Here is a 13,213-nt window from a genome sequence, read left to right as displayed (position 1 = left end):
GCCCCATTCAAACAAATCACTGAAGCTTGGCAAGCTAGTTTAATCTTCGTGAACATCGTCGTCCTAATCGGTGCCGTAGCAGGATGCTTAGCGAAAAGAAGGGCTTATTGGGAAGATTAAGAGATGTAAAATGTATACAATAACTCTTAGAATTCTTAAACTTGTGTAATCAGCGTATTCTCCACAGATTGTAACAAGTAACCCATTCAAAATAGCAACTTATTTAAATATCTAAAACCCGAAGTAATAGTGTTTTGCCATCACTTCGGGCTTTTTTAGCTTTGAAACTTAAGGAATGAAATTGAAATTCATTTCTTCAAGAGTATTCATATTCTTTAAGATCGATGATAGTCCATCAAGCCACGGTAAGACCATCATCGCTCCACTTCCTTCACCAACACACATTTGTAAATCAATTAGTGGCGTTAAACCAAGTGCATTTAAAGCAATTATCGAAGCCTGTTCATGCGATCGATGCGAGGGGATTACATAGTTCATCACATCAGCGTTAATTTGACGAGCCAATAATAGTGCTGCATATGAAAGAAAACCGTCTAAAATAAATGGTTTCCCGGCTTCAGCAGTCCCCAGCATTGTTCCTGCCATTGCTCCTAACTCGTACGCTCCTACTTGCCGTAAAATTTCAATTGGATCGACTGTTGTTTTATTATCCAAATTAGCACGTTGGAGCGCTTGGCTAACCACATCTATTTTATGAACTAACCGCTGGTCTGAAATTTTTGAACCTCGTCCAACTAAATCGGCAGCTGGACGGTGAAGAATTGCGGCCATCATCACTGAAGCCGCTGTCGTATTCCCCATCCCCAATTCACCAGTAATAATTACATTAGCTCCGTCATTAATTGCTTGGTGGGCTGCTGACCGACCAATCTCCAAGCATTTAATAGCTTCTTCTGTTGTCATTGCAGGTTCGTGCAGAAGATTCCGCGTCCCACGACGAATTCGACGATTAATAACTTTAGGTAGCGGTTTTGTCGTATCAATCCCCACGTCGATTACCTTGACTTTACAATCATAAGCAGCGCCTAACGCTGCTACAGTTGTATGTCCATTCATCATGTTAACTGCTTGAATTGCAGTAACCTTTTTAGGGGTGGCCGAAACTCCTTCTTCAACCACGCCATTATCAGCCGCAAAAACCAAACAAGTCCGTTCAGCCGTTTTTAAGTCTGTTGAATGATAGATTCCAGCTAATTGGCACGCAACCTGTTCTAGTTGACCTAAACTCTTAATTGGCTTCGCTAGATGGTCTAGCTTTGCTTGCATTGCTTCTGCATCAGCTTGGGAAATCGCTGGGATGATTACTTGGTATTTACTCATTTCCTTCACCACCATGATTAATTATCTTTTGTATAATGTTATCTAAAACATTTTGTTTTTCACTTGGGTAAACAACCCGTAAGTGATGGCTTTCTAAATACTTTCCAGTACTCTCACCAAGAACGTAAAATATCGCTTGTTGTTCTTCGTTATTACTATCTAGTTTATTTAAAGATTTTAATAGTCGTTGTGCTGCCGAAGTACTTGTTACCAAAAATTGTTGGAATTTATGTTGAAGCATCGTTAATAATAGTTCTCCTTGATCTGCTTCCGTCCACATATTTTGATAAACAACAACTTTATCACCAATTACTGTTTGATAATGGCTTAAAGCGACATCCCCTAACAACCAAACTACCTTCGTAAGGTTCTCAGCCTCAACTTTGTGAATTAGGGCCTGGCGATTTTCTTCGGTACCAACCTCAATTCGATTAGCTACTCCCCTTGCTTTTAACTCATTTGCCATTTTGCTACTAACTACATACAAAGTTGCTTGTCGATTTAAACGAGCTATTTTTTTACTATAATATTCAGCCGCAAATGGACTAGTTAACATTAGGTTTTTAGCTTGTGCGATCTTTTCCCGTTCCTCCCTTGATAATTCTTTTGGAACTAAATGCCGTAATGGAAAGTAACAGACGTCGGTTTTATTGGCTAACTGCAAACGGTAAAAAGGTTCAATCTTCTTTTTGGGATAAGTTATTAGAATAGTCATGCTTTCACCTCCTTAAATGATTTCTTTATTTGTTAAACAACCCTGAGTATCTATATCTAAAACCGTGAGTGTACCAGCTGGAAACTGGATGTCATAAAAGTCTTTTTGTTCGCCTAATTCTTGCGCAATTATTCGTAATGTACCCAAGTGAGCAACCACCCAAATCACATTGTGTTCCGGAAATTCCGCTAAAATCTTGGTAAATCCTGACTTAACTCGTGTTTTAAATGCACTAAAGCTCTCAACCGTTGGTGGCGTGTAGGATAGTGGTGCTTTTAACCACTTCAACCATTCTTCGGGATATGTTGTCTGAATCTCATCTGCATCTAAGCCTTCCCAATTACCAAACCCTTTTTCATTTAATTCAGCTAACTTTAAGACTGCCACATCTGGATACTTTTTAATGTACGGGGCGGTTGTTTGAGCTGTTCGTTTTAGGGTAGTTTCAATAATCAATGTTGGCTTAAATATTGCCACTTTACTTGCCAGAAGTTCTGCTTGTTGTCGCCCCGCTAGCGCCAATGAGACATCAGTACTACCATAAAATTTGCGACCTAAGTTAAATTCTGTTGTTCCATGACGACTAAGGATTAGTTTCATTTTCTCCTCCTAAAATGATATTCCAGCCTGAATTGCAACCGTTATCCCGATCATAAACAATAATTGGGTTAAGCAAGCAAATGCACCTAAAGTATCACCAGAGAAACCACCGAGGACTTTCGTTATTTTTCTGCGATACCATAATGCCCCAATTAAAATTAAGCAATAGCCTATTAAGCCACTAATTGAAAAAATTAAGCCGATAATAATAATTGCAATGATTTGGGCAAGTACAATTCGCCAGACTGCAACATTTAACCAAATTTTTGATAATCCATGGGGACTCCCTGCATAATGCATATGATAAAACAAGATGGTTAAGCCAACTTTTGTCACCATGGTTAAGGTTGCACTTAATAACGCTAACTTTAGGGCTGACAATTTTGGTAAGATCACAATTCCTAAAGCAATATTCAAGGCGTAGAAATACAAAAGGGCTAAACTTCCCATCGTTCCCAACCGACTATCTTTCATAATGGTAAAAATTTTATCAGCTGTCCGTGATGAGAAGAAACCATCAGCAGTATCTGCTAATGCATCTAAGTGAAAACCACCAGTTAAAAGTCCATCGAGCACCCAATAGCAAATCCAACTAAACCATAATGGAAAAATTTGGGCAATTAGCCAAATTCCCAAACCTTCCAAACAACCAAAAACGAAGCCGAAGAGCGTCAAGTATTGAATGTTCTTTCGAAACTTGTCCATTGGGTCATCAATTGGAAACGGCAAATTTAATTTTGTAAAAAACTGGCCAAACAAAATTAACCCTTTAAACACATTCTTCACCTACTTTAATTTTTGTGGTAGGCCACTTATCACAAAGTAGGCCTGTTCAGCTGCTTTAGCCACCAACTGGTTGGCTTGTCCATATAAGTCTCTCAGGATACGAGTCTGCTTTGTCGCCGGAACAACCCCTAGACCAACCTCATCACTAACAATCACCATTTTTTGCTTTGTCGCCAGCTGAGCTGCAAGTAACCTTTTTACCGCATTTAAGATTTCATCGCTTAACTCTCCTAGTTTTTCCCAGCCTATACTCATTAAGTAATCATCAAGTTGTTCCGACTTAGTTTGTGTCAATATTCGTTGATAAAACAAGTTCGTTACCATCATCGTTAAATCATCAATTAGATAACCATCAAGCTGATTATTCATTACCAATTTATCAAGGTTCTTAAATTGTTCAGCCGTCTGCCATTTTGCTGAACGACGGGCTTGATGGCGCTTAATTCGTAATTGCATTTCGGTATCTGGATGTTCACTAACTCCAGTAGCAACATAGCAAATCCGTTCATCTCGTGAAAATAGGTCTTCTGCAAATGCTGACTTTCCACTTTTGGTACCGCCAATTATAAACGTTAATCCTTTTTGAACCATAATTGTTCCTCTTTTTGCCTTATCTTCTAACTAAAAAACGGGCGCAAATCAGCCATCAAACTTTTCATGGCTAATTTGCTCCCGTTCCAAATTTTATTAACTAACGCGTAGCGGCCGCAAAAGCAGCTCCGTATGCATCAATTGTCTTTTCAATGTCTTCGTCAGTATGTTTAGTAGAGATGAAGCATGTTTCAAATTGAGATGGGGCAACATAGACACCATGAGCCAGTAATTGCCAGAAGCACTTTTCAAATAAATCTTGGTCACAGGCCTTAACATCTTCAAAGTTGTTAATTGGGCCAGCGCTATAGAAGGCGCTCCACATGGTACCAACGTGGTGAACTGTCATTGGAATCCCGTACTTCTTAGCTTGGTTAGCAATTCCATCTGTCAAAGCTACAACTCGCTTTTTCATTGCTACATAGTCCGCTTCACTTAGTTGTTCCAAGGTACTAATTCCACCAGTTACGGCTAATGGATTTCCAGATAAAGTACCAGCGTGATAAATTTTCCCATCTGGGGTAATGTTTTCCATAATTTCCCGCTTACCACCAAAGGCCCCAACTGGTAAACCGCCTCCAATTACCTTACCTAAGGTCGTAATATCTGGATGAATATGGCGTAAGCTTTGAGCTCCATGGAAAGCAGCACGGAAACCAGTCATAACTTCATCGAAGATTAACAATGATCCGTGCTTAGTCGTTTCATCCCGTAGAGTTTGCAAGAACTCTTGGGTTCCTGGGATAACCCCCATGTTCCCAGCGACAGGTTCCACAATTACTCCTGCAATTTCGTCTCCTTGGGCATCAAATAGTTGCTTAACCGCGTCTACATCATTGTAAGGAACCGTTAAAGTGTCATAGGCAAAGTCATCGGGAACACCTGGAGAAGTGGTTATCCCAAAGGTAGCCATCCCAGATCCTGCATCAACCAGTAACGAATCACTATGACCATGGTAATTCCCGATAAATTTAACAATCTTGTCTCGTTGCGTATAACCCCGAGCTAAGCGAATTGCACTCATCGTTGCTTCAGTCCCAGAAGATACCATCCGAAGCATTTCAATTGATGGCATAATTTCATGTACCATTTTGGCTAGCTTAGTCTCTAATACCGTTGGGGCCCCATAACTCGTCCCCTTTTCAGTTGCCTGCTTTAAGGCGGCAACCACTCGGTCATCAGCATGACCTAAAATTAATGGCCCCCAGGAAAGAACATAATCAATGTAACTATTACCGTCAACGTCGGTAATCATTTCATTCTTACCGTGATCAATAAAGAGTGGTGAGCCACCAACGTTCTTAAAAGCCCGAACTGGACTGTTAACCCCACCTGGCATAAACTTTTTAGCTTCTGCAAAAGCTTGGTTTGATTTCTCCGTATTGACTAATTTACTCATTTTGCAAAATCCCCTTCAACTAATGTAAACGCTTAGCAACGTCCTTAGCAAAGTAGGTAATGATCAGGTCGGCACCGGCACGCTTCATTCCTACTAATGTTTCCTTAACAATTTCTTCTTCGTTAATCCAACCATTAGCGCTAGCAGCCTTAATCATTGCGTATTCACCAGAAACATTATAAGCAACTACTGGCAGGTTCGTTTGGTTACGAACTTCACGTAAAACATCTAAGAAGGCCATGGCCGGTTTTACCATCACAAAATCGGCACCTTCTTTTTCGTCACTTTGAGCTTCACGTAATGCCTCTAAACGGTTAGCAGGATCCATTTGATAAGTCTTCCGGTCACCAAACTTCGGGGCTCCATCTGCTGCATCCCGGAATGGCCCATAGAAGGATGATGCATATTTAACAGAATATGCCATAATTGGTAAATTCTTAAAATTGTTTTCATCGAGTCCCTTCCGCATAGCAGCTACAAACCCATCCATTGCATTTGATGGAGCAATAATATCAGCCCCCGCCTTAGCTTGACTAACAGCCGTCCGCGTCAAGTATTCAAGGGAAGCATCGTTATCAACATCGCCATTCCGGACAATCCCACAATGACCTGTACTGGTATATTCACACATGCAAGTATCGGCAATTACAATTAATTCTGGGTATTTAGCTTTAATTTGCCGAATGGCTTGTTGCACAATGCCATCATCTTCCCAAGCCCCTGTACCAACTTCATCCTTGTGGTCAGGAATCCCAAAGATGATAATTGACTTAATCCCTAAGGATACAATCTCATCAATTTCATCCATAATGGAGGTTAGACTGTATCGAAAAATTCCCGGCATTGAACTAATTTCTTCTTTATTATTGATTGTTGCATCCACAAAAACGGGCATGATCAAATCATCAATATTTAAGTGGTTTTCCCGTACTAAGTCCCGCATTGAGGCACTACTACGTAAACGACGATGACGATCAAATTCCAACATTTCTCTTACTTCCCTTCAATAATTCCATAAGTATCTGCTGCCAATAGCTGATCAGCAACTCGCTTGCCGACTCCATAACCATTGGCATGATGCACACTTTTTCGTAAAACGTGCTTGCCATCTAGTGAGGCAATTAAACCCGAAAAGATTAACTCTTCTCCAACTTGGCGCGCAAATCCACCAATTGGGAAGGTACAATTACCACCAAGTTCTCGCATAAATTCGCGCTCAATCTGCGCGCAGCGCTGGGTTGCAGTATCATTAATTTCAGCTAGGATAGCCAAAATCGCTTGATTATCTTTTCGACATTCGATAGTCATAATTCCTTGCCCGACAGCTGGCACAATTACATCATCCAAATCAAGTTGGGCATAACTACTTAAGTCTAGACCTAGTCGCTCTAAACCAGCTTTTGCTAATACCACACCGTTCAAGTTTTCTGAAGTTAATTTTTTCAGTCGCGTTTCGACATTGCCCCGAATTGGTACAATTTCAAAATCAGGCCGTTTCGCTAACAGTTGACTAGCTCGTCGTGTACTATTAGTTCCAATCCGTGAATTTAATGGCAATGCCGTTAGTGATTCATACGGTTCATGAGTGATCATGCAATCATATGGATTCGCTCGTTTTGGAAACGCGCCTAGGGTTAAACCCGATGGTAAAACAGGCATAACATCTTTAAGCGAATGAACAGCAATATCAATCGTCTTATCCATTAGCTCTTTTTCAATTTCCTTAACAAAGACGCCCTTACCACCTAGTTTAACTAAACTATCTTGTAGATTTTTATCGCCTTCGGTTACGATCTCCTTAATTTCAATCTCAAGATCGGGAAACTTAGTTTGTAACATTTCCTTAACTAAGTCCGTTTGCTTTAAAGCAAGCTTACTTCGTCGTGTCCCAATAATTATTTTATTCAGCATTTTTCTTCTCCCCTACTTTTAGATCTTTTAGTCCAAAAAGTTGGCAAAAAAGATCAATATCAACTTGGGCATTTTCCTGGATTGATAGTTCTTTAATTTCCTTAATTGGGCTCCGTAACATCTGGTTAACGATGCTCTTCATGTGCTTGCTAATCACTTTCCGTTCATGACGATCTAAATCTGGGAGTTTTCGAAGTAAACTATCATAAGCTGTCCCTTCAATTTCCAAAGCATGTTCACGAAGGCCTCGAATAACTGGAGTAATGTGTAGTTGTTTTTCCCACTTAAAGTAATTAGCTACTTGCGCATCAACATGACTAGCCATTTGTGTCAACATCTCAGTCCGCTCTGTCTCGTTACGACTTACCACTGAATTTAAGTCATCAATGTCATAGTAGTTGATTCCTTCAGTGGAAACATAATTAACGTTCCGTGGAACGCCAAGGTCGATAACTTCTAGTCGCCCAAACGCATTTGTTGCATCAATTTTTAAGAGTGGTTTTTTAACTCGCGTCGCAAAAATCACTGCATCCAACTCTGATAGCATTTGTGAAAGCTGATCTAACGGATAGGCTTCTACTACCGAATCGTATTGATGGGCTAGCCTTTCAGCTTTCTCAAAGGTACGATTAAAAACGTACACCTTTGTAAAGCCCATGGTACTTGCATTCGCGACGGTATGTGAACCCATCATTCCGACACCAACTACACCAAGTTTTTTAGCTTTTACCGTGCCCAGATTAATCTTAATTTGGTGCAACCCAGCTTGACCAGAAGATTGTGATAATTCACTAACCCGGTACTCAGTATGCATTCGTTTTGCAAAAGTGATGGCTTGTTTAAACAGCTCGTTGAATAGTACCCCAGTTGCCCCCGCATCAAATGCTGTTGAGTAAGCATTTTTTACCTGGCCCAAGATTTGTGGCTCCCCCTTCAACTTTGAGTCAAGTCCCGTTGCAACTTCCATTAGATGCTTAACCGCGGCTTCCCGTGTAAAAATGGTAACTAAATCATTAAAGTATTCTGGCGTTGTTTTAAACCATCCTGCTAAGAATCGCTTAATATAGTAGCGACCCGTATGAATCTGATCAACAACCGCATAGACCTCAGTTCGGTTGCATGTTGCTAAAATTACATTTTCTAGAATTGACTTTTCTTGATTTAATTTTTGATCAGCTAGTGCTACCTCTTTGGCATCAAAAGAAAATCGCTCTCGTTGATCAATTGTCAAATGATGATAGTTAAGACTAACACACATTAAGTACATGTCTTACTTACTCCCTCCAATGACGCTTTTTTAACCAATCACTTAATTCATTTTTAACTTGTTTAGCTAAGCTCGGTGATTTTCCCATTGTTGAAATCCCAAGTAAAATATCATCTACCATGATAGTCGCTAAATTATAGAAATCAGAATGACGTTTATCACTTGTATTGTTAACTAACTGAAAATGGCTAGCTTCTTTTTTAATCTGTTCATTAACAATCGGATTATCGGTACAGGCAATAATGATGTCCATTTCGGCTACACGATCCCGTTGGTAAGGTCCTTTGATCCATTCAACTTTGGTGGGATCAATTGCTGGATTTAATTTAGGACTGATTACAACTGGTTTGGATCCTGCTGCTAATAGCTTACTGATTTTCCTAGCAGCAACTTTTCCCCCACCAACAACCGCAATTTTCTTATGGGTTAGATCAATGATTATTGGATATGGTTGTTTTATCATTTATCTTCACCAGCTAAAATTGCATTAAATTTCTTAAGATCAACGTTTTCCTTAAACATTTGTGCTAAACGATCATATTGATGATTCTTATAGTCACTTAACGAAACCTTAGTATTAACTAATGGTGCTAGTCCTTTCGCGACTCGTACTTCATTTAAGAAATGGCGAGTCCAATGTTCATTATCAAAGACACCATGTAAGTAAGTACCCAAAACGGTTCCATCAGTATTCATCGCACCATCGAGACGCTGTTCTTCCTTACCATTTGTCGAAATAATAGTCGCAAACGGTCGCGCATTAGGCCCTAACTTAGTTGTTCCCATATGAATTTCATATCCTTTAAGATCAAAATGACCGTGTTTAGCTATTGATTGGGTAGTTGTCTTAACGGGATTGAATACCGTTTCTGTGTCTAAAAGGCCTAATCCCCGCTGCTCTTTGATTGACGATTCAATTGCATCAGGGTCTGCTAGTCGTTGACCTAAAATTTGATAACCGCCACAAATTCCAACTACTCGGCTACCTTTCCGATGAGCATTTAGAATTTGACTATCAAAACCATTCTTCTTTAGTGCTACTAAATCTTCATTGGTATTCTTACTTCCCGGCAAAATCACAATATCTGGCTGCCCTAATTCACTTGGCTCATGAACATACCGGACAGAGACATCCGGTTCGATTTCCAAACTATGGAAGTCCGTAAAGTTTGAAATCCGATTTAGGTCAACAACTGCAACATCGAGAGCTTTACTCTGATCGACCTGCTTATTTTTTCTTGAAAGAACCACACTATCTTCTTCGTCAATGTCAATATCCGTCATCGGAAGCACCCCAATTACTGGAACTCCTGTTAGCTCTTCGATCATCTTGTTACCTGGTTCCAGTAATTTTTTATCACCCCGAAATTTATTAATGATGATTCCTTTAATGCGCTTTTGATCTTCCGGTGGCATTAACTTGATTGTTCCGTAAATTGAGGCGAAGACGCCCCCTTTATCAATATCAGCCACTAAAATCACAGGAACGTCAGCCATCCGGGCCATCCCCATATTCACAATGTCATGCTCATTGAGATTAATCTCGGCAGGACTACCAGCACCTTCTAAAATCACCACGTCGTTCTGATCAGCAAGTTTTTTGTACGCTGCAAGGACTTTGGGTGCTAGCTTTTGTTTGTAGTTGTAGTAAGAAACAGAATCCATATCCGCTAGAACTTTCCCTAGCACAATCACTTGCGAGTCTTTATCTGTTGAAGGTTTTAAAAGAACGGGATTCATTAAGACGTCTGGTTTTACTCGAGCTGCTTCTGCTTGGTAAACCTGGGCCCGCCCCATTTCATCCCCTTTATCGGTAATAAATGAATTTAAAGCCATGTTTTGCGCTTTAAAGGGGGCAACCTTTAACCCTTGGTCAACTAAATAACGACATACCGCTGCCGCCAGCCAACTCTTTCCTGAGTCTGATGCGGTTCCTTGAAACATTACCGCCTTAGCCATCTCAAATTCCTCCTTTTTGTCTATGTAGTAGGCATAGGCTAGATTGGATGAAGCACTCTACTAGCCCTGCAATTTATTTTCTTTTTTGCGCCGTAAACAGTTGATCTTCATTTTCATATAATGGAATTTTCAACTTTTGGTGAAGCTTTACTAGCCAAGGTTGTTCTAGCCGATTAGCTAGTAATAGTTGCTCATCATTAAAAACCTCAGTCCGGCTTCCTTGAGCTTGAATCTTCCCCTTACCTAATAAGTAAAGGTAGTCGCACATTTCATACATAAAGTCCATGTCATGACTGGAAAGTAAGATCTTTTGCCCTCGCGCAACCAACTTTTTAATCAATAATTTCATCCGGCGCCGACCGTCTGGATCAAGCCCCGCTGTTGGTTCGTCAAGTAAAAGCCACTCTGATTGCAAAACTAGGATTCCAGCAATTGCAACCCGCTTTTTTTGCCCCCCACTTAAATACTGAATTGGTCGATCTCGTAATTCCCAAATATCTAGTTCACGAAGGACCCGTTCGACCCGTTCATCAATTTCGCTTTGCGGGAGTTTTAAGTTATGGAGCGCAAAGGCAACATCTTCTTTTACAATCGAATAAAAAAGTTGTTGATCCGAATTCTGGAAAACAATTCCAATTTTTCGACGTAATTTCCGTAACCCTTGTTTCGAATATTCTACTGGTTGTCCATCAACTATAATTTGACCACTAGTTGGTTTTAATTCGCCAACTAAGTTTAAAAACAAGGTCGATTTCCCAGCTCCATTGGCTCCAAGAATTCCCATTACTTGATGATCTTGACCAAATTTAACGGAAAGATCATTCAAAATTGGCTTGCTCTGATCATATTCGTAACTCACATGTTGCAGCTCAAGCATGGTCTCCATCCCCTAAACATAAAAATCACCATCGTATAATTTGGCATCCAACGCTTTAGTCATCATTTGGTAGTTAATAATTACCTGTTCGAATAGCATTTTGGCTAGAATCCCAGATGATTGAATCATTAGCCCCATTGAATCATAACCAAAGCGCAATTTTTGTGCTCGATATATTTGTTCAAAGGCATCAATAAAAATAAAAATAAATCGATACATTAACATGGTGACTTCAATCATCGCCTTGGGTAAATGTAGTTTCTTAAGAACCTGAATAACCTGGACAAATGGCGTTGACAAGGCAAACCAATACGTACAAGCAATTGCTGTCAATGAACGTAATGCGACTTTAATCCCAAGCGGTAGCATTGATTTGGATAACCCAAGATAAGTGCCAAAAATTGGTAACGGAGCGATTAAATTAGTTTTACTATTACTAATCGTAAAAACAATCCCGACGATACTAAGTAACAAAAATGGCAAAATAACGTAAAACCAATGTAAGTAACGCCGAACAGAAATCCGAGTTAACCAAATCGTTATGCCAGCAACAATAATAAAAGCAACTGGTTTTACTAATTCAAAGGGTTGAAATGCTACTACCATGCCGACTAACCACAATAACGCCTTCGTCATTGGTGACCAATTAGCAATTCGACTACCATACGCATATTTGTCGATATTCAGCATGTTTTCCCCCTCCACTTATTTTTAGGTTACGGTTTTTGTTGCTTGGCTTTTTTCTTCCCATGGGCATATCCGATAATGTAACAGATAATCCCGGTTCCTAAAGAGCCTTGTACAGTAAAGATTAAACTTTCAATTTCTCCCGACGGTGGCGTCCAAACGGGATGTGCCCATGCTTTATAGCCGGGTTTTAGCTTTTGGATCATTGCTGTTCCTTGATCATCACTTCCACTGAATTCACCCTTGACAAATAATAACGGGAACGCAACTAAAATGATTGTGCATACCAATAAGACCAAATTTATTTTAGTTTTTTTTACCATTAGAGTGCCGTCTCCTTCCAAAGATCATTACTAATTACAAGGTTATAAACAATGACGGTTAGGAACCCTTCAGCAATTGCTAATGGAATTTGCGTAACGGCATAAATCCCCAGAAACTTAATTAGTGACGCCACAAAGCCACCGTTTGGATCCGGATAAACAATGGCTAATTGGAAAGCCGTAGTAATGTACGTTGACCAATCAGCTAACATTGCACATAAGAATAATGAAACTGATCGGTTAACATTCAACTTCCGGCAAAGTTTATAGACCGCAAAACCGACAATCGGTCCAACAATCGTCATTGAAGTTTCATTTGCTCCTAGCGTTGTTAACCCTCCATGGGCAAGGAGAATCGCCTGGAAGAGTAGGACGATTACTCCGATAACCGCCATTACGCCTGGTCCAAACATCACCGTTCCCAGACCAACTCCCGTCGGGTGAGAACAAGATCCGGTAACTGACGGTAATTTAAGCGAAGAAAGGACAAAGACAAAGGCTCCACATAGGGCTAGCATAACCTTGGCATTTGGCTCACTTGAATTAACGATTTTGTGTAACCGATACAGACCATACAAGAAGAACGGAGCAGCAACCACAAACCAGAAAATACACCAAGCCGGCGGGATCATCCCTTCCATAATATGCATTGCATGGGCCGTTACTGGATATAACACTGTATAACCAAAGCCTAGTAACATCAAAATCAAGAAATTCCTTAAACGTTTACTTCTTAGCATTTATTCTCTCCTTCCAA

At 40.2% G+C, this 13,213-nt stretch carries 15 protein-coding genes; all 15 read right to left on the bottom strand.

Annotation, left to right across the window (positions count from 1 at the left end; genetic code table 11):
* Window positions 1-288: 288 nt before the first annotated feature.
* Complete coding sequence (cobT, locus tag GTO83_RS00685; protein WP_180871270.1) at window positions 289-1,341, bottom strand: nicotinate-nucleotide--dimethylbenzimidazole phosphoribosyltransferase; 1,053 nt, start codon at window positions 1,339-1,341, stop codon at window positions 289-291.
* Window positions 1,334-2,056 carry a uroporphyrinogen-III synthase gene (locus tag GTO83_RS00680; RefSeq protein ID WP_180871269.1) on the bottom strand — a complete coding sequence of 241 codons (723 nt, stop codon included), beginning with the start codon at window positions 2,054-2,056 and terminating at the stop codon, window positions 1,334-1,336. The genes cobT and GTO83_RS00680 overlap by 8 nt, the downstream gene beginning before the upstream one ends.
* 12 nt (window positions 2,057-2,068) lie before the next feature.
* Window positions 2,069-2,656, bottom strand: coding sequence for a histidine phosphatase family protein (locus GTO83_RS00675; RefSeq protein WP_180871268.1), 588 nt, complete (start codon window positions 2,654-2,656; stop codon window positions 2,069-2,071).
* A gap of 9 nt (window positions 2,657-2,665) precedes the next feature.
* Window positions 2,666-3,433: an adenosylcobinamide-GDP ribazoletransferase gene (locus GTO83_RS00670; protein WP_180871267.1), complete on the bottom strand. Its 768-nt coding sequence runs from the start codon at window positions 3,431-3,433 to the stop codon at window positions 2,666-2,668.
* A gap of 9 nt (window positions 3,434-3,442) precedes the next feature.
* A complete protein-coding gene (locus GTO83_RS00665) occupies window positions 3,443-4,033 on the bottom strand; it encodes a bifunctional adenosylcobinamide kinase/adenosylcobinamide-phosphate guanylyltransferase (RefSeq protein WP_180871266.1) in 591 nt (196 codons plus the stop codon).
* A gap of 100 nt (window positions 4,034-4,133) precedes the next feature.
* Entirely contained in the window at window positions 4,134-5,432 is a 1,299-nt protein-coding gene (gene hemL / locus GTO83_RS00660; RefSeq protein ID WP_180871265.1) for a glutamate-1-semialdehyde 2,1-aminomutase, read from the bottom strand.
* Between the two features lie 19 nt (window positions 5,433-5,451).
* The gene (gene hemB, locus GTO83_RS00655) at window positions 5,452-6,420 is read right to left on the bottom strand and encodes a porphobilinogen synthase (RefSeq protein WP_180871264.1); all 969 of its coding nucleotides are present in this window, start codon (window positions 6,418-6,420) and stop codon (window positions 5,452-5,454) included.
* A gap of 5 nt (window positions 6,421-6,425) precedes the next feature.
* The gene (gene hemC, locus GTO83_RS00650; protein ID WP_180871263.1) at window positions 6,426-7,343 is read right to left on the bottom strand and encodes a hydroxymethylbilane synthase; all 918 of its coding nucleotides are present in this window, start codon (window positions 7,341-7,343) and stop codon (window positions 6,426-6,428) included.
* Window positions 7,333-8,610, bottom strand: coding sequence for a glutamyl-tRNA reductase (hemA, locus tag GTO83_RS00645; protein ID WP_180871262.1), 1,278 nt, complete (start codon window positions 8,608-8,610; stop codon window positions 7,333-7,335). Before hemA ends, hemC begins: the two co-directional genes overlap by 11 nt.
* Window positions 8,611-8,617: 7 nt before the next feature.
* On the bottom strand, window positions 8,618-9,073 hold the full coding sequence (locus GTO83_RS00640) for a bifunctional precorrin-2 dehydrogenase/sirohydrochlorin ferrochelatase (RefSeq protein WP_255463132.1): 456 nt from the start codon (window positions 9,071-9,073) through the stop codon (window positions 8,618-8,620).
* Complete coding sequence (locus tag GTO83_RS00635; RefSeq protein ID WP_180871261.1) at window positions 9,070-10,569, bottom strand: cobyric acid synthase; 1,500 nt, start codon at window positions 10,567-10,569, stop codon at window positions 9,070-9,072. Before GTO83_RS00635 ends, GTO83_RS00640 begins: the two co-directional genes overlap by 4 nt.
* A gap of 73 nt (window positions 10,570-10,642) precedes the next feature.
* Complete coding sequence (locus GTO83_RS00630; protein WP_180871260.1) at window positions 10,643-11,446, bottom strand: energy-coupling factor ABC transporter ATP-binding protein; 804 nt, start codon at window positions 11,444-11,446, stop codon at window positions 10,643-10,645.
* Between the two features lie 12 nt (window positions 11,447-11,458).
* On the bottom strand, window positions 11,459-12,136 hold the full coding sequence (cbiQ, locus tag GTO83_RS00625; RefSeq protein ID WP_180871259.1) for a cobalt ECF transporter T component CbiQ: 678 nt from the start codon (window positions 12,134-12,136) through the stop codon (window positions 11,459-11,461).
* Between the two features lie 26 nt (window positions 12,137-12,162).
* Window positions 12,163-12,456: an energy-coupling factor ABC transporter substrate-binding protein gene (locus GTO83_RS00620; protein WP_180871258.1), complete on the bottom strand. Its 294-nt coding sequence runs from the start codon at window positions 12,454-12,456 to the stop codon at window positions 12,163-12,165.
* Window positions 12,456-13,196: an energy-coupling factor ABC transporter permease gene (locus GTO83_RS00615; RefSeq protein ID WP_180871257.1), complete on the bottom strand. Its 741-nt coding sequence runs from the start codon at window positions 13,194-13,196 to the stop codon at window positions 12,456-12,458. Before GTO83_RS00615 ends, GTO83_RS00620 begins: the two co-directional genes overlap by 1 nt.
* Window positions 13,197-13,213 lie beyond the last annotated feature (17 nt).

It is taken from the genome of Lactobacillus sp. 3B(2020) (genome assembly GCF_013487845.1).
Lineage (GTDB): Bacteria > Bacillota > Bacilli > Lactobacillales > Lactobacillaceae > Limosilactobacillus > Limosilactobacillus alvi.
This window is presented reverse-complemented; position numbering and strand designations above follow the sequence as displayed.

Coding starts and splice junctions, on each gene's coding strand:
- cobT (WP_180871270.1), bottom strand. CDS start 1,341: ATGAGTAAATACCAAGTAATCATCCCAGCGATTTCCCAAGCTGATGCA.
- GTO83_RS00680 (WP_180871269.1), bottom strand. CDS start 2,056: ATGACTATTCTAATAACTTATCCCAAAAAGAAGATTGAACCTTTTTAC.
- GTO83_RS00675 (WP_180871268.1), bottom strand. CDS start 2,656: ATGAAACTAATCCTTAGTCGTCATGGAACAACAGAATTTAACTTAGGT.
- GTO83_RS00665 (WP_180871266.1), bottom strand. CDS start 4,033: ATGGTTCAAAAAGGATTAACGTTTATAATTGGCGGTACCAAAAGTGGA.
- hemL (WP_180871265.1), bottom strand. CDS start 5,432: ATGAGTAAATTAGTCAATACGGAGAAATCAAACCAAGCTTTTGCAGAA.
- hemB (WP_180871264.1), bottom strand. CDS start 6,420: ATGTTGGAATTTGATCGTCATCGTCGTTTACGTAGTAGTGCCTCAATG.
- hemC (WP_180871263.1), bottom strand. CDS start 7,343: ATGCTGAATAAAATAATTATTGGGACACGACGAAGTAAGCTTGCTTTA.
- hemA (WP_180871262.1), bottom strand. CDS start 8,610: ATGTACTTAATGTGTGTTAGTCTTAACTATCATCATTTGACAATTGAT.
- GTO83_RS00640 (WP_255463132.1), bottom strand. CDS start 9,073: ATGATAAAACAACCATATCCAATAATCATTGATCTAACCCATAAGAAA.
- GTO83_RS00635 (WP_180871261.1), bottom strand. CDS start 10,569: ATGGCTAAGGCGGTAATGTTTCAAGGAACCGCATCAGACTCAGGAAAG.
- GTO83_RS00630 (WP_180871260.1), bottom strand. CDS start 11,446: ATGCTTGAGCTGCAACATGTGAGTTACGAATATGATCAGAGCAAGCCA.
- cbiQ (WP_180871259.1), bottom strand. CDS start 12,136: ATGCTGAATATCGACAAATATGCGTATGGTAGTCGAATTGCTAATTGG.
- GTO83_RS00620 (WP_180871258.1), bottom strand. CDS start 12,456: ATGGTAAAAAAAACTAAAATAAATTTGGTCTTATTGGTATGCACAATC.
- GTO83_RS00615 (WP_180871257.1), bottom strand. CDS start 13,196: ATGCTAAGAAGTAAACGTTTAAGGAATTTCTTGATTTTGATGTTACTA.